Annotated in this window: 21 protein-coding genes and 1 other RNA gene; all 22 read right to left on the bottom strand. The window is 52.7% G+C overall.

The annotated features are described in order from the left end of the window. Positions 1-52: 52 nt before the first annotated feature. The 22 genes from FYJ35_RS08210 to FYJ35_RS08105 all read right to left on the bottom strand — a co-directional run bounded on the left by FYJ35_RS08210 (position 53) and on the right by FYJ35_RS08105 (position 17,056). Positions 53-1,129, bottom strand: coding sequence for an AcrVA2 family anti-CRISPR protein (locus tag FYJ35_RS08210; protein ID WP_154525423.1), 1,077 nt, complete (start codon positions 1,127-1,129; stop codon positions 53-55). Positions 1,130-1,192: 63 nt separating this feature from the next. Beyond that, a complete protein-coding gene (locus FYJ35_RS08205) occupies positions 1,193-1,384 on the bottom strand; it encodes a hypothetical protein (protein ID WP_154525421.1) in 192 nt (63 codons plus the stop codon). A 41-nt stretch (positions 1,385-1,425) separates the two neighbouring features. Further along, positions 1,426-2,100 (bottom strand): hypothetical protein, encoded by a 675-nt coding sequence (locus FYJ35_RS08200; protein ID WP_154525419.1) that lies wholly within the window; start codon positions 2,098-2,100, stop codon positions 1,426-1,428. A 58-nt stretch (positions 2,101-2,158) separates the two neighbouring features. Next, positions 2,159-2,641: a hypothetical protein gene (locus FYJ35_RS08195; protein WP_154525417.1), complete on the bottom strand. Its 483-nt coding sequence runs from the start codon at positions 2,639-2,641 to the stop codon at positions 2,159-2,161. A gap of 16 nt (positions 2,642-2,657) precedes the next feature. Further along, the gene (locus tag FYJ35_RS08190; protein WP_154525415.1) at positions 2,658-3,368 is read right to left on the bottom strand and encodes a DUF3560 domain-containing protein; all 711 of its coding nucleotides are present in this window, start codon (positions 3,366-3,368) and stop codon (positions 2,658-2,660) included. A 128-nt stretch (positions 3,369-3,496) separates the two neighbouring features. Beyond that, positions 3,497-3,697: a hypothetical protein gene (locus tag FYJ35_RS08185; protein WP_154525413.1), complete on the bottom strand. Its 201-nt coding sequence runs from the start codon at positions 3,695-3,697 to the stop codon at positions 3,497-3,499. A 363-nt stretch (positions 3,698-4,060) separates the two neighbouring features. Further along, complete coding sequence (locus FYJ35_RS08180) at positions 4,061-4,762, bottom strand: hypothetical protein (protein ID WP_154525411.1); 702 nt, start codon at positions 4,760-4,762, stop codon at positions 4,061-4,063. Between the two features lie 106 nt (positions 4,763-4,868). Continuing rightward, complete coding sequence (locus FYJ35_RS08175; protein WP_154525409.1) at positions 4,869-5,366, bottom strand: J domain-containing protein; 498 nt, start codon at positions 5,364-5,366, stop codon at positions 4,869-4,871. 2 nt (positions 5,367-5,368) lie between these two features. Beyond that, positions 5,369-5,650, bottom strand: coding sequence for a hypothetical protein (locus FYJ35_RS08170; protein WP_154525407.1), 282 nt, complete (start codon positions 5,648-5,650; stop codon positions 5,369-5,371). Between the two features lie 22 nt (positions 5,651-5,672). Further along, positions 5,673-5,739: hammerhead ribozyme type II (locus FYJ35_RS08165), an RNA gene on the bottom strand. A gap of 1 nt (position 5,740) precedes the next feature. Further along, complete coding sequence (locus FYJ35_RS08160) at positions 5,741-5,998, bottom strand: hypothetical protein (RefSeq protein ID WP_154525405.1); 258 nt, start codon at positions 5,996-5,998, stop codon at positions 5,741-5,743. 941 nt (positions 5,999-6,939) lie between these two features. After that, positions 6,940-7,764: a CpaF family protein gene (locus FYJ35_RS08155; protein ID WP_154525403.1), complete on the bottom strand. Its 825-nt coding sequence runs from the start codon at positions 7,762-7,764 to the stop codon at positions 6,940-6,942. 200 nt (positions 7,765-7,964) lie between these two features. Then, positions 7,965-9,071 (bottom strand): GDSL-type esterase/lipase family protein, encoded by a 1,107-nt coding sequence (locus FYJ35_RS08150; RefSeq protein WP_154525401.1) that lies wholly within the window; start codon positions 9,069-9,071, stop codon positions 7,965-7,967. A 41-nt stretch (positions 9,072-9,112) separates the two neighbouring features. Then, complete coding sequence (locus FYJ35_RS08145) at positions 9,113-9,520, bottom strand: HIT family protein (RefSeq protein ID WP_154525399.1); 408 nt, start codon at positions 9,518-9,520, stop codon at positions 9,113-9,115. Beyond that, complete coding sequence (locus FYJ35_RS08140; RefSeq protein WP_154525397.1) at positions 9,507-10,124, bottom strand: rhomboid family intramembrane serine protease; 618 nt, start codon at positions 10,122-10,124, stop codon at positions 9,507-9,509. The genes FYJ35_RS08145 and FYJ35_RS08140 overlap by 14 nt, the downstream gene beginning before the upstream one ends. A gap of 45 nt (positions 10,125-10,169) precedes the next feature. Continuing rightward, positions 10,170-11,621 (bottom strand): DUF6382 domain-containing protein, encoded by a 1,452-nt coding sequence (locus FYJ35_RS14985; RefSeq protein WP_205839773.1) that lies wholly within the window; start codon positions 11,619-11,621, stop codon positions 10,170-10,172. After that, entirely contained in the window at positions 11,618-12,112 is a 495-nt protein-coding gene (locus tag FYJ35_RS08130; RefSeq protein WP_154525395.1) for a TadE family protein, read from the bottom strand. Before FYJ35_RS08130 ends, FYJ35_RS14985 begins: the two co-directional genes overlap by 4 nt. A gap of 13 nt (positions 12,113-12,125) precedes the next feature. Beyond that, positions 12,126-12,569: a prepilin peptidase gene (locus FYJ35_RS08125; protein WP_154525393.1), complete on the bottom strand. Its 444-nt coding sequence runs from the start codon at positions 12,567-12,569 to the stop codon at positions 12,126-12,128. Beyond that, the gene (locus FYJ35_RS08120) at positions 12,566-13,228 is read right to left on the bottom strand and encodes a hypothetical protein (RefSeq protein WP_154525391.1); all 663 of its coding nucleotides are present in this window, start codon (positions 13,226-13,228) and stop codon (positions 12,566-12,568) included. The genes FYJ35_RS08125 and FYJ35_RS08120 overlap by 4 nt, the downstream gene beginning before the upstream one ends. Positions 13,229-13,511: 283 nt before the next feature. Further along, on the bottom strand, positions 13,512-15,302 hold the full coding sequence (locus FYJ35_RS08115; RefSeq protein WP_154525389.1) for a DUF5702 domain-containing protein: 1,791 nt from the start codon (positions 15,300-15,302) through the stop codon (positions 13,512-13,514). Between the two features lie 80 nt (positions 15,303-15,382). Then, on the bottom strand, positions 15,383-15,595 hold the full coding sequence (locus tag FYJ35_RS08110; protein ID WP_154525387.1) for a Flp1 family type IVb pilin: 213 nt from the start codon (positions 15,593-15,595) through the stop codon (positions 15,383-15,385). 384 nt (positions 15,596-15,979) lie between these two features. Then, entirely contained in the window at positions 15,980-17,056 is a 1,077-nt protein-coding gene (locus FYJ35_RS08105; RefSeq protein WP_154525385.1) for an undecaprenyldiphospho-muramoylpentapeptide beta-N-acetylglucosaminyltransferase, read from the bottom strand. Positions 17,057-17,087 lie beyond the last annotated feature (31 nt).

Below are 17,087 nucleotides of genomic sequence, written 5' to 3'. Positions count from 1 at the left end.
TTCCCCATGGACCGATTGGGAATAAAAAAACAGGGCGTAATGCCCCGTTTTTTTATTTTACCCTGTGGATCGTCACCGGCGCATCGCTGCCATCTTCGGCATTGACGAAGATCGGCGGGATCCACTTCACCACCAGCTCTCGATTTGCCTCATCGTTCCGATGCCCGGTCCAGAATGAATGGTAATGCGCCCTGCGGATGTGCGGCCGCTTTGGTGTGTGCGATCCCTCATGCGTGGATCCGCGCGCAACCTGATGCTCGTGATATTTTTTCAGCGCCGGTCCGATCCTCACACCGACATCCCAGAAGTTGATTTTCTTAGCTACAGGCTCCGTTTTCTGTGTCGGTTGGGGCTTCGCAGCAGTTACTACGGGCGGTTTCGGTTTCGCCGGTTTCCGCTCCCGAATGTCGTTATCCGTAGAGCAGATATATACAACGATGGGCAGCAGCTCCTGAATCGCTGCCTTCGCGCTCTGGCGGGTAACGTCGACTCCCATCTTTTTGATGGGAGTATTTACCAGCTTTTTATATTCAACGCCCAGGAATTCCAGCGAACGCTGGTTAGTTACATCCTCGTACCGGTCGAACGCCTCACCGATCGTCTCGCAGTTGATGTGCAGCGACAGCGGAAGAATGAACGACAGGTCTGCTGACACCGGCAGCAGTCGAAGCTCATGCTCGCCGTTTTTCACGTCGTATTCCAGCGTTACGAAAAAACCATCGATCTTATGTCCGAAGACAGATATATCTGCCGTCTGCACGTAAAAGCTCTGGTACGGAAGGCGATGCAGAATCTCAGTCGGGATCTTTGTCGCTGGTTCCGAATCAATCAGCTCCCGTTCAAGATCAGCATCCATGGCGTATACTTGCCGGGTTAACCGCCACGGAGCCAGTGCGAAGATCGATGAGATGTCGAAAAATGCTTTTTCTGAAAAATCGGGGATCATGGCATTTGTGACAATTGCTGATGCGGCGGCCATAGGCGCATAACACCATTCCGGCCACTGCATATCTGGTTCACTCCCGCGTAGTGAGTGGAAATACGCCATCTGATCCCAGGCTTCAGGGTATTCGCCTTCCACTTTGCGCATCAGATCCAATGGAACGCATCTATATTTTTTCTTACTCATGGAATTGCCATCCTGTGCTTAAAATGATCCTGCGGCGTCGCAAATCAAAATGATTCGGCGGCGTTATTCCTGGCTTCGCTTTATGTCGTCCCGGATAAGCTTCCGGATATATCCAGCGGCATCGCGTCCTTTTGAATCAAGCCACTTTAGAATATCTTGATCATTAATATTATTAAATTGAATCTCACGCCTAGTTGTATTTTGCTTTCGCCATGAGCTTTGTCTTTCTATTTGATGCTGTTTTCTCTCGTCCATGGTTGTTCCCTCCTGTGCATATATCATAGCACGGAAGGGGCTTACGCCCCAACCGAATAACTGTACAGCTTGCCAAATTCTGCGAGTCTGAGGTAATTTCTCTCGATACGCATAGTCAGCTCGTGATTTTCGTATTTTGTCCGGACGGTGATCGGTTTAGTATTAGCTTTGAATGCATTACGGATCGGGCGCGTCAGGCCGTTGTAGCTTGTTCCCGACAAGCCGCGTTTGGCTTCCAGCTGGCGGAGCACGGCGGTGTGCTTGCCCTTAAGCTGTACTACCTGATAAAAGTCAACGTTGGTTTGATCGTAGCCCCATTCAGTATAGTAAATATCACCGATAAATACACCGTCTGCGTTCTGCGACTCAAACTGCCGGGATTTCTGATAAGCCGCATGAGCAGAAAACTCCTCGGGGGTATATTCCATAAGGCGCTTCTCAACGGCTGAAAGCTCTGTCTTGTCATGTGCATACATGTCCTGAAGCGCGATCATTTGGGCCGCACATTCATCGTCTGTGAGATATCCCAGGCCTAGCATGTCTCGGTCGTATGCTGTCGCCTCGCGCGCGTAATGCACAACCTCATCCGGATGCTTCTCTGCGTATTGTGCAGCTGCCTGTTCAGGCGACTCCGCCAGTTCTACAGAATATGTATACATGCTGACGATCTTCTTCGATTCTGTTTTCTTCCCGTGCGTGATAATATATCGTGTCATTGCTTTATCCCCCATTTAAAATGATTCCGGGGCGTTGCTGACGCCCCGCGTAGAATGTTCATGCTGATCGCTTACGCCAGATTCCATCAAAGCCATCTGTAACCTTGATAGCCCATTCATTGGCATTCGCCCAGGGGAGTTGATGTGGTTTTCTGATGAATGGCTTTTCGGAACCGTGCTGCATGGTAACTGTGCTGGCGGATGATTTTATGATCGTGTATGTTGCATTCTCATAGCTGCTGTTTTCCGGGTTCCATCGATGACAGTTGAACGTATCTCCGATATTAAAAGGATGCTGCGGAGTTTCTTTCACTGCGTCGCTGACGATCTGAAGAATCTCGGCGTATGCGAATTTGAGAACACTACCAGTTGACAGCTTGGCAGTGATATTCTTCGGACCGGCCGACACAACAACCGCAGTGCCGAATCGCTGAACTTTTACAGTGTATCCGGGTTTGATGTTGGCCTTCGAGAATTGCGTCCCGCCCAGATCCTCAAGGCATCCCTGATAGAATCCCAGCTCGTCTAGCTTGTCTTCCATCAGATCAAGCTGATCATTAAGCCATTCCTGGATTTTTTTCAGCCGTATATGGTTCTCCTGCATAATTCGAAAATGTTTTCCCGGCGTTCATTTCCTGCAGCATTTTCTCATTCGATTCAATCCCACGCTTTAGCGCCCTGATATCACGTTCACGTTCTGCGATCCGGCGCGATACGAATGCCCTGTCTTTTAGTTCTGCCTGTCCCGCCGTTGTTCTGGCGGCTGCAGCGCGGTCCTTCCAGTATGCAGACTTCCGGAATTCTTCGAATCCCTTATCAAAGGCCGCGAACATTTTATTACGGCGATTTGTAAATGATCTGCCGGCGTTTGTGTTAATGTTCGGCTGCGTGAAAAATGCAATATCCCCGTGCATATCACGAATGGGTTTTTGCAGGGTTTCACCGCGTGCAGCGGCATTGTCTGCATATCCTTCGTAGCGATCCGCGCGACGGTCCGCGCGTTCAGCCTTCTGCTGCATCTGCTCCGCGAAACTCATCTTTTCGCCCGTTTTCCCGGCGTCTTCCAGGCCGATCGATTTAGCGATTTCTCGCGGATAATACAGATTCGGGCGCTTGCAGCGTGATATCCAGCAGCCGGAATGGCGCCCCCAAAGAAACGCACCTTTTATAGCGCTCTTCTGCTCATCTGACAGAGCAGTATAAGCAGCTTTTTCAAAATGCAATTCAAGCTTACCTGTTTCCAGGTTCTCAATAAAATAATTGTCCATAGTCCCACCCCTTTCTAAAATGATTTTGCGGCGTTAGTTTTCCGCGACAATCCCCGAAGGGATTGTTTCGGCCGGTAACAATCCGGCACTCATCAGGCGGAATAATTCAGCGGCGGTGCCCTGTAGCGTTAATTGTCATCGTATGTATCTGATACCGTTACAACAAGAATGCCGTCCGCTGTTGTCCCGATCTGCAGGACATCGCAATCTTTGTACAGTGCAATATTAGCAGGATCGGTGCACTCGTCTGCAATCTGCCCGCAAACATCAACAATTACTTCGACATTCGTTAATCCGTCGAGTTTATCCATGATTTCATTAAGCTTCATGATTTTGTCCTTTCTCCCCGTCGTGCCGATAGGCCAGCGATGAATGGAAATGTTTCGAGCGCGTCGGGCGGCTTATGCTGCAGCCGTTCTTGCGATCTTCTGCAGGTGTTTCGCAACCTTCAGCGCGGCGCGGTATGCCTTAAACGTCAGCTTTTTATTCCAACTACCCATTTTTTTAGAGTAGTAGAACCCTGCATCCTCAACTTCTGCACGCTCATCAGCTGATGGATCCCGGCTGAAAATGATTCGTGTGCGTTGTGCGTCGCCGTCGAAGAATATCTTCCAGCCGTCGCCGCTGATGGTTGTGCCGATGAAAAATTTCTCCGGTTTCGCGGTCCGCTCCGCTTCAGGCGTCGCGGAAGCCTACTTCGGCTGCTCCGGCTGTTCTTCCTGCTTCGGCTCCGGCTTCTGTTCAGGATCTGAAGCGGGTGCCGATTCTGAAATGGTTTCGGCGCGTTCCGCGTTCTGCAGAGTGGTAAACTCTTCTTTAGCTTTTTCAATTGCTTTCGCTGCCTGGTGCAGCTTTTCGATCATGTTCGGCGTGATCGATTCAATAGCGGCGGTGCGGCTCCGGAGTTCCATGATATATAATCCAGTTCCGCAAATCTGGATGCGATAACATTTTTCGCTGTACTTGTACAGTTCGAATTCATATCCACTCTTATTAAATGTCCATCCGGAATATGTTTTGATTGTCCGTTTTCTCGTTTCGGCATCCATTACAATTGTATGAACAATTGCTTTTTTCAAAACAATTTTTGCGGCGTCGTCGATAATCGGGCTGCATCCGAAACGCTCAAGTGCTTTCGCGTTTGCCAGATAGCGCCTGATTTCAGCGTTCACTTTTGCAATACGTGCCGTTTCCTGCTCTGGATCCATCGCGTCACGCGCCTTTTTCAGTGCGTTAACTTTTTCAAGAATATGTGCATGAATTGATTCCGCGGCGTCGGTGTCGCCTGTATCCAGCATCGCGGATACAATTGTTTTCATCTCAGCAGGTTTTGCCGGAAAAATTGCATCCGGATTAATTTCCATGGATCCATTCGAATATCTAATTTTAATCATGGATATGTCTCCTCTCTGTATTTTACGGCCAGAATGATTTCCCGGCGTTGCGGTTTTCCGCGACGCCCTTTTTCGGGCGTTTCGGGCAGTAACCGGCTGCCCATCGTCAGGCGGAAATGGTTTTGCGGCGTTCGTCTCCGGCCGCGTATTTTTCCGAACCGTACATATCCCGTATTTCATCCATGCTGAAAACGTGTTTCCCACATTTGCGGAACGGTCCTTCATGCCAATACCAGGCTTTTTTGTTTCCGGAAAATCTGAAACCCATACCCTTCAGGGCACCTTTAACGGGCCGGGTGTCGCCGGAAACCCATATCCAGGATCCGCAGACCTCAACGTCAACACCCATCCGAAGAAGGGCGTTGATCATGTCCATAAATTCCGCCGCCGTCCCCGTCGCGGCCTTCGTGTAAAAGGATCCAGCCGCGTTCTGGTGAACGTCCTTCAGGCGTTCCCATGCAGCAGTAAATTCCTGCTGCATGTCCTGAAATTCCCGGGTTGTATCCCGGTCCGGGTTGTTATCTGGATGCAGCTTTCCGGCCGCTTCCCGATATGCCTTTTTCAGTTCTTCGGCTGTTTTACAGCCGTCAAAGTATCTACTCATAGTTAGTCCTCCTCAACTTCAAATACCATGATTTCAATCAGGGTATAATCTTCCGCGTCATCGTGTGCCTTGTAGCGATACGTCGCATCCGTATCGCTCGCGGAAATGAGCGCGTATTCTGTACCCATCCCGCGAAAATTGTCATCAAGGAATGACATATAGTCACACAGGATGTCAGCCGGGTTGCCTTCCTGCGGCTGCATGTAGGGGTCCTCATCCCATGCAGTCCAGTTGTCGCGCCCGTCGTCCTGGCACGAACGGAACATAACTGTATATTTCTTCATGGTTTCCGTCTCCTTCCATTTTTGCGGCCTGCCTCATCAGTGCCAGGCGACCAGCCACTGGCAGACGGGGCGTGTGCCCCGTTTCGGCTATTAGCAGGTTGTTAGCTCTCTAGCAACCTGTTTCACAACCTTTTCGCCGATCACTTCCATTCCAAAATCGGAGTCAATCGAATCCGACTTGGAAATTATCAGGCCATATGTACGGCCCGGGATAAAAATTGGATCTTCAACATATCGGAAGAAATACCCTTTCGCTATGCGAGTTTCAAATTCCTTGTGGATCTCATCAGCAGAACCAACGAGAAGTGTATATTCTTCATTTTCGTCACTATAAAAATAAGTCTTCATATTTTGTTCTCCTTTCGTGTTGGAACCCTTTCGTGTTCCGTTTGTTTGTTTCCTGTTTCGTTCTGGCTGTATAGTACACCGGTGTACGATTCGTGTCAACCCCTTTTTTAATTTTTTTTTTGATTTTTTTCGGACCGGCCGCGGGCCTATGTTTCCGGCCCCTGTATTATGTAGTGGTAGATATTATCTAGCTATAACAATTATCCCCCTATAGTCCCCCTTATTCTCCGGCACGTCCTGCAGGCGGCGCGGATCCGGATGCGTTGCGTGCTGGATCCTGCAGCGGGATGCGTGTAGGCCCGCCAGATCTGTCTATTAGATGGGATGCGCGGCGCGATGCGGCAGGCGGCAGGCGGCAGGCATCGCATCCATTTACGGCAGGCGGCAGCTGCAGTGCGGCGCGGCATCGTGTCGCGGATCCGCGGCAGCTCTGGCAGTGGCAGCAGGTCCGCGGATGCCAGACGCACCCTGCAGGCGCCAGCCTGGCATCGTGTCGGCGCCGATCCGATGCGACGCGGCGCGTCGATGCGGCAGCTACGGCCCTGGCAGCAGGACGACGGGCCCGCGGGCCGCCCCTGAAGCGCCTGTAGATACCCCTGGCAGCGGTCAGATACCCCTTCCGGGTATACGTGCAAAGGCGCACAATGCATTAGCATGGCAATGGGTTGCCGTCCGTTAGGTACTGCTAACGGGAACCACGGAATGCGGTCGCGGGGAGCCCACAACCCACCTAGTTTTTACGATTTTTTTGACTGTTTCATTCACGGTCTGAGGCGCTAAAATGGGCTGAAAATTGAGGGGGTATTTTTGACAATATGCGTATATGTGCGACAATTCAGTTAATAATGCGAATATACGCAATGAATAGAACCAAATGCACGTAATATCTGATAGTATAGACATGTAGCGCTATTGTGAAATATACGCGCTATTTGATTACATCACTTTTTTATAATGCATGGGTTCGGCCGCATTCTGAGAGAAGCTCTGATCAGATCACGGATGGTGACTTCTCCGCCGCCCTCGGCGTTTGGCCGGCGTGCTTCCAGCCGGACGAGGTTCCGGACGCCCTGGATCTGAAGCTCTGCATTGTCCTCGACCGTAATGATCCGTTCGTCTTTCGGGATGAAGTTGGAGAGTGCGTTTAAAAATGTCGTTTTTCCGGATCCGGTTCCTCCGGAGATAAAGATGTTGTAGCCGGCTTTCACCAGTTTTTTCAGATAGTCGACCGCTTCACGGGAGACGGAGCCCCATTCGACCAGCTGCTGCATGGAGATGGGATGGTCGGGAAAACGTCGGATAGTGATGGCAGGTCCATCGACAGCGACGGGACTCATGACAATGTTCACGCGTGCGCCGTTCTCCAGACGGGCGTCGACAATCGGGACAGCCTCATTTGCCACACGGTTGGAGAGTGCGACGATGCGCTGTATGACATCCTGGAGCTTTTCCTGCGACGAGAAATGCTCGGGACAGCGGAACAGTCGGCCGGAACGTTCAATAAAAATGCTCTGAAGGCCGTTGACCATGATTTCCGTGACGGAGTCGTCATCGATGAAAGCCTGAAGGACATCGAGCCGGCGGACTGAATTGAACAGCTCCTTGCGCATTTCCCAGCGGTCAGAAAGGCGCAGTCTTCTGCGCGGGTCGCTTTCCTCGATCAACTCGTCAATGATGGTATAGATCTCTGCGTCAGACAGATCGCGGGTTACCTCGATGCGCTCCATGAGCTGGCTGCGGCATTCCTGAAAGCGTTTCTGGTCCATGAGAAAGTACCTCCGGGGTTTGGCGGACGAGCCGAGGCTGACGGGTGAAAGGAAAAAGAGGGGGTACCGGCAAGCGCCGGGAACGATAAGAACCGGAGAAGACAGAGAGATAGAAGATAGAAAAAACAATAAAAGAACAATAATAGAACAATAAAGCGCACCGAAAAAAACGGCAGCATATACGGGTGGCGGCAGGCCGATTATCCCCGCAGCTGCCTGATATACGATGACAGAATCTGTGCGGCTGCCTGATGCGCAGCGCGCCCGGGATGCTGCCGGGCACCGAACATACCCGGTTTTGTAGGAGGCAGAAGCAGAAAATGGGTGTCTGTATCGCCTGATTCTGTGCGGTATATGCGCACGGCACCGGCGATTTCATGGGACAGGAAGTCTCCCAGCATCCCATAGCACCAGATGATCTGCGCATGCGGATTGTACCTGCGGATTTTCTGAAGAAAAGCGATGATAGCTTCCTGAAGCCGCTCCGCGTCCTTCATCTGCGGACGGCCAAATTCATCGAGCCGCTGGCAAAAAACAGACATTGTCTCCGGGTCGAAGTACGGGGCTGCGTGAAAGGCCCCGTCGTCATTGGTGCCAAGATTCACAACGACAATATCGGAAGGGTCTGCAGAAAAATCAAACGGATCGTGAGCATGCGCCAGGATATTCTCCCGGCAGCATGTGACACCACAGATCTGCTCATAGAAACGCGGAAGGACACGGTGCGGATTATTCTGATAATCAGACACAACACCCCAGCCGCTCTGGGAGATACAGCTGAACCTGGCATTAAGGATGTCAGCTGTCATCCGGGCATAATTGTTCTCTACCCCGAAGTAGGGGCTGATCCAGTCCTCCTCCATCTGGGCGCCGCAGCTGCCCTCCCCGCTGGTGATGCTGTCGCCTACAAACTCAATGGTCAGGCTGGATTCCGGGGGAGCAGTGATCTCTCCCTCATACTGGAGACAGTCCAGGGTCAGAAAGCAGGCATGATCATCCGGAATCATCTGGACCTCACGGAAAAGGCGAACCCGGTGCATAACGCCGGCATTCAGTCCCTGGAGCAGGTCGATCCGGTTTTCACCGCGATGAAGGGGCATGCGAAGCAGGAAGAAACCGTCAAGCTCCATTGAAATCCACTGTTCCATGGAGGTAAAACCGGCTGTAAAGACCACACTGATGCGTTCTCCTCGGAAGCAGAAGTCGATCCCGGAGGCTGTCCAGAATAGATAGAGTTTTCCGTTTTGAATGGTTGTCCGCCCCATTCTTCTGATCATGGGCAGAAGATCAATCGTTCGGTTCTCCATAGACAGCTTCCCTCCGTGGACATGAATCAGCACAGTTCCTGTTATTCAAAGAGATCCAGAATTTCCTTCTTGTCGTCATCGGACAGCGTGCCGGGCTTCCAACCGACATGCACGGTGTCTCCCTCATAGCGGGGAATCAGGTGGATATGGAAATGAAAAACCGTCTGTCCTGCCGGCTCCCCGTTATTCTGGACGATGTTAAAACCGATCGCACCGAGTCCTTCAGACAGTCTTGAAGCAACCTTTTTCGCGACCACAAAAGCTTTTCCGGCAAGGTCCTCGGGAAGCTCAAAAACATTCGCGTAGTGTTCCTTCGGAAGAACCAGCGCGTGCCCCTTAGAGGCAGGATTCAGGTCAAGGATGACCCGGAAATCCGAATCTTCATAAAGCGTGGCTGAGGGAATCTCTCCGTTGGCGATTTTACAGAAGATGCAGTTACAGTCTTTCATATTGTGTGCTCCTTTTCTGATGGTAAAGAAGAATGCCCAGAAGAAAGCCGCTGATCAGGCCGCCAAGATGGGCAGCACCATCGACACCCTTGTCAACCGTTCCCTGCATGATCATCAGGACGACCATGAAGACCAGCTTTTTCATGTTCCGCTCTCCGAAGGTGCCCCTGTTTCGCAGGGCGATGTAGAGCAGTGCCCCGATGACGGAGAAGATCGCGCCGGAGGCGCCTGCTGAGACAGCGTAGCTCCCGGTTTTCATACTGACGGCCAGTGACAGAAGATTGCCTCCGATTCCGCCGGCCAGATAGATGACCAGGTAGCGGACAGGTCCTGCGATGGTCTCCAGAATGTCACCGAGGAAGATCAGACTCAGCATGTTGTAGACAATGTGGTAAAAACCAAAGTGCAGGAACATGGAGGTAAACAGCCTGTAGTACTCGCCGTTTATGACAGCGGGGAGGTAGCAGGCGCCATGCCTCAGCATGAATGCAGAGTCAGCCGGGTCTCCTGTCAGGGCAAGGACGATGTAGACTACGACATTGATGATGACGATGGTCAGGTTTGCCTTTTTTCTGGTTTTGAAAAAATAGATCAGCTCATTCATAGGGCCATGATAGCACGTTTAATGCCGGGGGTGAACTGCTTACCGTTAGAGATTTGCACGGTAACGGTACCCGGCGATCCGGATCTCCGCGCCAGGCGGGATGGGGGAGGCATGGTTGGGCTCCAGCCTGCGTCCATCCAGGAAGGTGCCGTTCGTGGAGAACAGATCGGTCAGATAATAGGTGTCAGAGACGCGTTCAATTCTGGCATGAATCCGGCTGACGGTGTCGGACTTCAGGCAGATGTCACACTCTCTGGGGCTCTTTCCGATAATGAGTAGCCGCCTGTGAAGAGGGATGTCGTTGTACTGTTCGGGGGAGAGGCTTTGGAGGCAGGATGATCCGGCCGGTGTGTCATTCACCGGGAAGGACTTGGAGTCCTGCGAAATGCTACCCTGGGGGAAAGAGGGAGAACCCGGTGGAATGTTGTCCCGGGGATAAAACGGAGGACCTTGTGGGGCGTTGTCCTGATCCGCATACACCTCACGCAGAAGAGAACGGTAGAAGGTATCATCGTCTTCCATCTCCTGCTCCTCATCAGACCAGATATTCCGGAGTTCACTTCTTTTTTTGACCTGCTGCTGCCTGACCAGCCAGATGACGGAGGCAGTCAGAAAACCGATTCCGCCGATCTGTGCAGCGTCCATTTTCAGGGCAACTGCGCAGCCGATGCCCAGCAGGGAGAAAGCCAGAAGAAGCAGGATCAGGGTTTTCCGGTCATGCTCCATCCTTTCCCGGATGACCTTCGGGACCGCCGGCCGGGGTGTCGGACAGCCGGTGTCCGAGAGAGAGGGATGGGGATGAGGGACAGAGGAAGGTTTCGATGCACAGGAGGCATGCGCTGCGGAGATCCCGGATTCGGCAGTGTTCTGGAAAACGGGGGAGGGACTTTCTCCGGATGGACAGCCCGATAGCGGCGTGGAAGAAGCCGCGGATCCCGGATTCGAGTCGGGATCGGGCTGGCTTTGGAGCGTCTGGGCGAGCGCATCAGACAGAGACCGGCTGTTCTCGGATACCTGATCATAGAACCGGTATACCAGGGCGGACGCGAGCTGGTCCGCATGGTCGGTATGCTTCAGAAGAAACTCCGCAAGAAGCATCCGGCTGGAAGGAAGCATGGTCGGGAGACCGGGGATATAACAGACATGGACTTTACTGTCGCCGGGACTGATGAACAGTTTTTCCGGATCGAGGAGAAGATCCTCTGAGGACAGCAGGTATTCCGGAAGCCTCTGACAGATATCGCGGAGGGTGTAGAGGATGTTCCGGAGGTCAGCCAGTCGAAGCGGACTGTCATTGAACCGTTCTGTAAGGGAAGTAAAACCGGTGATGCGGTACCGCACAAGACTTTTGCCGTCGCAGAAAAAGATATGGACCGGCAGGAGACCTTCAAGTGGACAGTTCTGTACCATATTGACAGCATAGCCATATTCCTGAGGATCAAATCCGTCCAGAGAGAGGTATGCCTGGTCTGTTTCTTTGATAACGGTGATATTCACGATGAATCCTCTTTTCCGTTCAGCCTGGAGCTGAGATACCGCAGTCCCCGGATTTTCCGGATGGCGGGAGCAGGAGAAAACAGTTTCCTCGAAAAGGTCCGCCCGGTCGGGAGTGTTTCCCTGCCGAAAAGCCGCGGAAGAAGGCCAGGGACCTTCATGCTTCCTGTGTAGGAAACCTGGACCAAATCCTTGCTGAGCGAAAAAGAAGACTCCAGGCTGCGGGATACAAGGACAGCATCCTTTCCGATTCCTTCTGTAAGGGTACGCAGTTTGTTCGCGCGGGCTTTATCTGGAACACTGTTGTCAGCCAGGGCGGCGGTTTCACAGGCAGCGCCCTGCAGGACACCGCGGTCATGGTCAAGGAATCCCAGATAGATCAGGCTGAGCAGGACAGGAAGGATCAGAGCCATCAGAAGGGCGGCTTCCACGGTGAAAACTGCGGAAAGGCGTGTTCTGGCAAAAATAAAAGCAGCAGAAAACAGTTTCGACATGAATTGGATCCTCTCAGGTGATCAGATTGAGTGTGAAGACAGTCAGGTGCCCGGCAAACAGGAAGGGCAGAAATGGAAGCGTGTCCTTTCTGCCGGCTTTTTTCCGAAGAAGAAGGGAGAAGGACCATATGGCGCAAAACAGGAAACCGGATGTCACGCAGGCAATCTCTTCGGAGAAACCGATCAGAAAGCCGCAGGCGGTGATGACGAAGCAGTCACCGGCTCCCAGAGCAAAGTGACTGGCAAAGGAAATCAGAAACAGGAAAGCCCCGCCGCCGAGCAGATATACAAGCTCCGCCGGCGGGTACAGACCGGTCAGCAGATTGAAGGGCAGCGCTGCAGCAGCGGTCAGAATGGCGTAAAGCGGATGGATCGAACGGTACTTCAGGTCGCTTCTGGCGCTCAGCAGGAGATAGACCAGGGCTGCGAGGTAGGAAATCAGCAGGTTCCAGGTCATGCCGCAGCCCTCCTTTTCGCACAGTCCAGACACTCGCGCAGGTCATGGACATCCTCTGCATGAACAGTCCGGATGCTTCTCTTCAGCCCCGGACAGGCGGAGCTGGTGTGCCAGGCATCACCGTAGGGGTTTACAAGAACAGTGCTGCTTCCGGGATTCTTCGAGCCGCAGTACCGGCAGATTTTGTAGATTGAACCCTTATAATTCCGGACGGTTTTCAGCTGCGGGCGGGGGATCTGCGCGACAGTCAGTTTCAGGTGGGAGCAGTCAGCATCCGTGTGGTAGACCGTTCCGGAGTCTGTCACATAAACCTCCCGGTTTTCCTTTACGCTGTCTTCGCCGCTGTTCTCGCCCGAGACACTTTTACGGCCTGTAAAGCCGCGGATGGTGATCTTCTGAACGAAGATTTTCCAGGGAAGCCGGATGACCGAAACAGGCGCTTTGATCTGATAGGTGAGGACAAGGGAGATGCGGCTGTTCTCCTTCAGAAAAGATGAGAGCAGAAAGGAGGGATGCTGGATGACCTCCTTGTCTGTGGCCTTCGGGATGACCTGGCTGTGTACCCAGGCATCGGAGAGAGCCCCGCGAAGCAACTGGTTGGAGTCCTCATAGGCGCGGGAGTAGGCAAATAAGGAAAGCTGTTCTGCCGCCTGAGTCATATTTCCAGAGAATTCCGCAGCGACTCTGAAAACGACGGACAGGTGCAGAATCAGCACCATGCACAGGAAAAACAGGGGGAGTTCCAGCGCGGCTTCAACTGTAAGTGAGGCGGGAGAGGATGTCCTTCTTCGGCGCGGTTCAATCCGGCGGATTGAGGGGAATCCTGACCGCTTTTTTGTGGGAGAGAGTGCGTTTTCCTTTCCTGAGTGTGTTGGTTGAATGCTTCCGCAGCTGCACTGATTCTTTACAGCCAGCGTCAGCATGGCAGATTTGTCTGGGTTCTCAGCCGGGCGTGCAGAGCTGCCGCCTGTAGATGGGATGGAGAGGGGACTGAGAACACATAATTGTAATTCGGATTGCATTCTGCCTGGAAAGGACATCCTTTCTCACCTCACTTGCGTGGTCAGCGTTGACGGGACAAAAAACAGGGTTCGGTCTGGTGAACCGAAAGCTGCATAAGTATGCAAATCCGCCTTCAATCCGGATCTCTCCGCCGGAATACCCTGTACCAAGGAAAGACTTTGGAACGGCAGAGAAGACGGGACGGATGCGGAATGTGCAGACATTCTTCATGGCGATGACGCAGGCGTCTGCCCGGAACGTCTCGCAGCCTTCCTCACTCTGAAGATTGAGCTCGATAAGATCGAGGGCCCGTTCCTTCTGAACCTTGACGGACTGCATATTCAGAAGAAGCCGCAGGTAATCAGCATAGGCAAGCCCTTTTCCGGCTGTCCGGTCAGCCTTCTCCAGTCGTGACGGAAGGTCATGGAGCTGGCTTAAGGGGACGTGCCAGTCAGTAGTGGTCTTGATCAGGGGAACCTTCCCTTTGTGCATCAGAATTCGGACGTCGTACAGAGATTCTCCGTATGCCCAGTAGATCACGAGAAGTTCCCGGAACGATTCAATCAGAGCAGCATTGCCGGTCCAGCCCAGAATCAGCGCAGCAAGGGTGGAGGTTTCCTTCAGTGCCTTCGGGTCTTTCTGAAGATGGAGATAGTTGTACGCCTCGCGGAGAAGAATCAGCCGATTCACGGTCTTTTTCAGGTTTTTTGAATCGGAGGCAGTCCCGCCGATAAGATATTCAATCTGGTACTTCAGGCGGGCAGCCGGCTCATCGGAATGCCATCTGGGAAAATGATCGAGCAGGTATTCTCGAAACAGCAGGTTATCCGCCGCGCCGCCGCGTTTCTGATCAAGGTCGAGCATACCGGACTCTTTCCGGCGTTTGGACAGAAGTTCCTTTCCGGGAAGTTTTCCTGCGGAGATGTTCAGATCTCCGCAGACGAGCGGAAGGACATTCTTCCAGCTGAGCGTGATCATCTTCCAGAGGGGGTTTTTGACCCTGGAGGCTTTTTCTTTTTCAGCCTTCATCTGCTGCTGAGAAGGAGACAGGCCGTCGGGGGAGGATCCCACAGAGGCGGAGTTGTCCGCGCCGATGATGACGACGGAACCCGTTTGAGAAGAGTCGGTGTCCGAATCGGCCTTGAGGGTCCCCTCAAGCTGCTTTGTTTTCTCTTTGAGCTGTCTAGCCTTTTTGTCAGCATCTTTTTTTGATTGTTCATAGGTTTTCAATGCCTCCTGTGCGTCTTTTGCGGATTTTGCAGCGTCTGAAAGCTTGCCAAGCGCATTCATCCATGCCGTTTCATGCATGAAATCCACTGCCTGCTGGTAGAAATACTCGCCTCTTTTGTCTGAGAGAAGAGCATACGCGGTGATCTCGGTCGACTGGACTGTTACCTGGAAGGGGTCAAATGTCAGTCCGGGCAGCTTTTCGCTGATCGATCCCCGGACATCAGCGTTTTCATCCATCCAGGATTTCAGGGATTCATTAAGCTTCGGGATGGACAGGCTTGCGCCGCCTCCCGCGCTGTGGATGCCGAACAGGTCGAATTTTTCAAGCAGCCGGTTCTCAAACTCGGAGAATACCGACCAGCTTCCGACCGCTGTCAGATTGGCGCAGTGTGCGCGCGCACTGCGATATCGGACCGCCTCGGCGCATGTGAACATCAGACTGAGAAACAGAATACTCAGAAGACTGAAAAAAACGGTGATAACCGCACGCGAGCGCCTCATATGCCCTCCGGTTACGCATCAGGATGCGTCATCAGACACCTCCGGCATGATTGCCGGCATTTGTGGGGGATGCAGTGCCATCAGACGCCCCTTGCGTCTCTTGCAGCCCGGTCAAGGATGTCCTTGACGATATTCGTGAGCTGCTTTCTGAAGATGACGACGAGTGAAATCAGAACTACGAGTACCAGGATGATTTCAACAACGGTGACACCGTCCTCGTCCTGGATGAAGTCCCTGGCGGCAGAATGCGCGAGAGAAGAGAAATGGGTGAGATGGGCAGCCAGTCTGTTCATACGGAGCCTCCTTTCTTTGGGATTTTCCGTCAGGATCTTTCTGCGGAGCGGGACTCTTCAGATGCCTGTGCAGTGAACGGCGGACTTGTGCCTGTACACATCAGCGTAAGAGGTTTATGCGTTTCCGGAGACAGACCTGCTGGAAGCGTGAAGAGAGATCAGGGTCCATCGGCTACCCGGTTGAGATCTGGAGATCTTCATGTGAGGGAAGAGGATGGATGCTCAGAGTGGCTTTCAAAGAGAGATGTAAAAGAAAAGTGAATTGGGAATGATGGTTTTATATCATCTGCAATGCGGGCTGTAAACCCTTTCGGAGGCAGAAAAAAGAAATTCGGAGGTCTGCACAGAGAACCTCCGAATGAAGTGAAAATGTATCATGCACATTTATGTGACATTTGAACAGGAAGTGATCAGCCCGCAGATGATATCGATGGCATTGCTCTGAGCTGCTCTGCTCATGGCGTCGATATAGCGCTGTCTGTTTTCATAAAGAGCCTGGAGCTTCTCCGGCAGAATCCCCGGCGTAAGCTTTTCCTCCTCCAGAACCATACTGTAGCCCTGTTTTTCGTAGGAACGCGCGTTCAGGATCTGGTCCCCTCTGCTGGCCGCCGCGGAGAGCGGAATCAGGAGATTCGGCTTGCGCAGCGCGAGCAGCTCGCAGATCGCGTTGGCTCCGGCTCTCGAGAGAACCATGTCGGCGAGCGCGAAGAGGTCCTTGAGCTCGCTTTCAATGTACTCATACTGGACATATTCGCCCGGATAATGGATGGACGGATCCAGGTTGCCCTTCCCGCAGAGATGGATGATCCGCATCTGTTTTAAAAGCTCCGGCAGGCAGGCGCGCAGTGCAGAATTGATGCAGGCCGCTCCCTGGCTTCCGCCGACGACCAGGAGAACGGGTTTTCCATCATCCGGAAAACCTGTAAACTGCAGTCCGTTTTCCCGGGTACCCTCAAACAGCTCCTGACGGACAGGGGAGCCGGACAGGACGGCTTTGTCCTTCGGGAGGTACTGCATGGTCTCCGGGAAGGAGCAGCAGACCTTCTGTGCTGCCGGGATGGCCAGTTTGTTGGCCAGCCCGGGCGTCATGTCTGACTCGTGGATGATGGTCGGGATATGGAGGCTGGCGGCGGCGCGGACAACAGGCACGCTGACAAAGCCGCCCTTTGAGAAGACTACATCAGGCTTTGTCCGCTTCAGGATGCGTTTCGCCTGAAAGTAGCCGTGCAGGACGCGGAAGGGATCGGAAAAATTCTTCCAGTCAAAGTACCTGCGGAGTTTTCCGGAGTCGATTCCGCTGTATGAAATTCCCTGCTCCGTGATCAGCTTTTTTTCAATTCCGTTATAGGAACCAATGTAGGAGACTTCATACCCGAGTTTTTTCAGCGTCGGGAGCAGCGCAATGTTCGGTGTAACATGGCCGGCGGTTCCGCCGCCGGTCAGAACGACTTTTTTACTCATAGTGAAACAGTTCCCTGTAAATGAATGAATC

Origin of the sequence: Porcincola intestinalis (assembly GCF_009696445.1) — a bacterium.
GTDB lineage: Bacteria > Bacillota > Clostridia > Lachnospirales > Lachnospiraceae > Porcincola > Porcincola intestinalis.
Note: the sequence above shows the minus strand (reverse complement) of the source record. Positions and strands in the feature narration are given on the sequence as shown.

What these genes read in the sequence shown, in the direction of transcription:
- FYJ35_RS08210 (WP_154525423.1), bottom strand. Translation starts at nt 1,129, where the DNA reads ATGAGTAAGAAAAAATATAGATGCGTTCCATTGGATCTGATGCGCAAA.
- FYJ35_RS08205 (WP_154525421.1), bottom strand. Translation starts at nt 1,384, where the DNA reads ATGGACGAGAGAAAACAGCATCAAATAGAAAGACAAAGCTCATGGCGA.
- FYJ35_RS08200 (WP_154525419.1), bottom strand. Translation starts at nt 2,100, where the DNA reads ATGACACGATATATTATCACGCACGGGAAGAAAACAGAATCGAAGAAG.
- FYJ35_RS08195 (WP_154525417.1), bottom strand. Translation starts at nt 2,641, where the DNA reads ATGGAAGACAAGCTAGACGAGCTGGGATTCTATCAGGGATGCCTTGAG.
- FYJ35_RS08190 (WP_154525415.1), bottom strand. Translation starts at nt 3,368, where the DNA reads ATGGACAATTATTTTATTGAGAACCTGGAAACAGGTAAGCTTGAATTG.
- FYJ35_RS08185 (WP_154525413.1), bottom strand. Translation starts at nt 3,697, where the DNA reads ATGAAGCTTAATGAAATCATGGATAAACTCGACGGATTAACGAATGTC.
- FYJ35_RS08180 (WP_154525411.1), bottom strand. Translation starts at nt 4,762, where the DNA reads ATGATTAAAATTAGATATTCGAATGGATCCATGGAAATTAATCCGGAT.
- FYJ35_RS08175 (WP_154525409.1), bottom strand. Translation starts at nt 5,366, where the DNA reads ATGAGTAGATACTTTGACGGCTGTAAAACAGCCGAAGAACTGAAAAAG.
- FYJ35_RS08170 (WP_154525407.1), bottom strand. Translation starts at nt 5,650, where the DNA reads ATGAAGAAATATACAGTTATGTTCCGTTCGTGCCAGGACGACGGGCGC.
- FYJ35_RS08160 (WP_154525405.1), bottom strand. Translation starts at nt 5,998, where the DNA reads ATGAAGACTTATTTTTATAGTGACGAAAATGAAGAATATACACTTCTC.
- FYJ35_RS08155 (WP_154525403.1), bottom strand. Translation starts at nt 7,764, where the DNA reads ATGGACCAGAAACGCTTTCAGGAATGCCGCAGCCAGCTCATGGAGCGC.
- FYJ35_RS08150 (WP_154525401.1), bottom strand. Translation starts at nt 9,071, where the DNA reads ATGGAGAACCGAACGATTGATCTTCTGCCCATGATCAGAAGAATGGGG.
- FYJ35_RS08145 (WP_154525399.1), bottom strand. Translation starts at nt 9,520, where the DNA reads ATGAAAGACTGTAACTGCATCTTCTGTAAAATCGCCAACGGAGAGATT.
- FYJ35_RS08140 (WP_154525397.1), bottom strand. Translation starts at nt 10,124, where the DNA reads ATGAATGAGCTGATCTATTTTTTCAAAACCAGAAAAAAGGCAAACCTG.
- FYJ35_RS08130 (WP_154525395.1), bottom strand. Translation starts at nt 12,112, where the DNA reads ATGTCGAAACTGTTTTCTGCTGCTTTTATTTTTGCCAGAACACGCCTT.
- FYJ35_RS08125 (WP_154525393.1), bottom strand. Translation starts at nt 12,569, where the DNA reads ATGACCTGGAACCTGCTGATTTCCTACCTCGCAGCCCTGGTCTATCTC.
- FYJ35_RS08120 (WP_154525391.1), bottom strand. Translation starts at nt 13,228, where the DNA reads ATGACTCAGGCGGCAGAACAGCTTTCCTTATTTGCCTACTCCCGCGCC.
- FYJ35_RS08115 (WP_154525389.1), bottom strand. Translation starts at nt 15,302, where the DNA reads ATGAGGCGCTCGCGTGCGGTTATCACCGTTTTTTTCAGTCTTCTGAGT.
- FYJ35_RS08110 (WP_154525387.1), bottom strand. Translation starts at nt 15,595, where the DNA reads ATGAACAGACTGGCTGCCCATCTCACCCATTTCTCTTCTCTCGCGCAT.
- FYJ35_RS08105 (WP_154525385.1), bottom strand. Translation starts at nt 17,056, where the DNA reads ATGAGTAAAAAAGTCGTTCTGACCGGCGGCGGAACCGCCGGCCATGTT.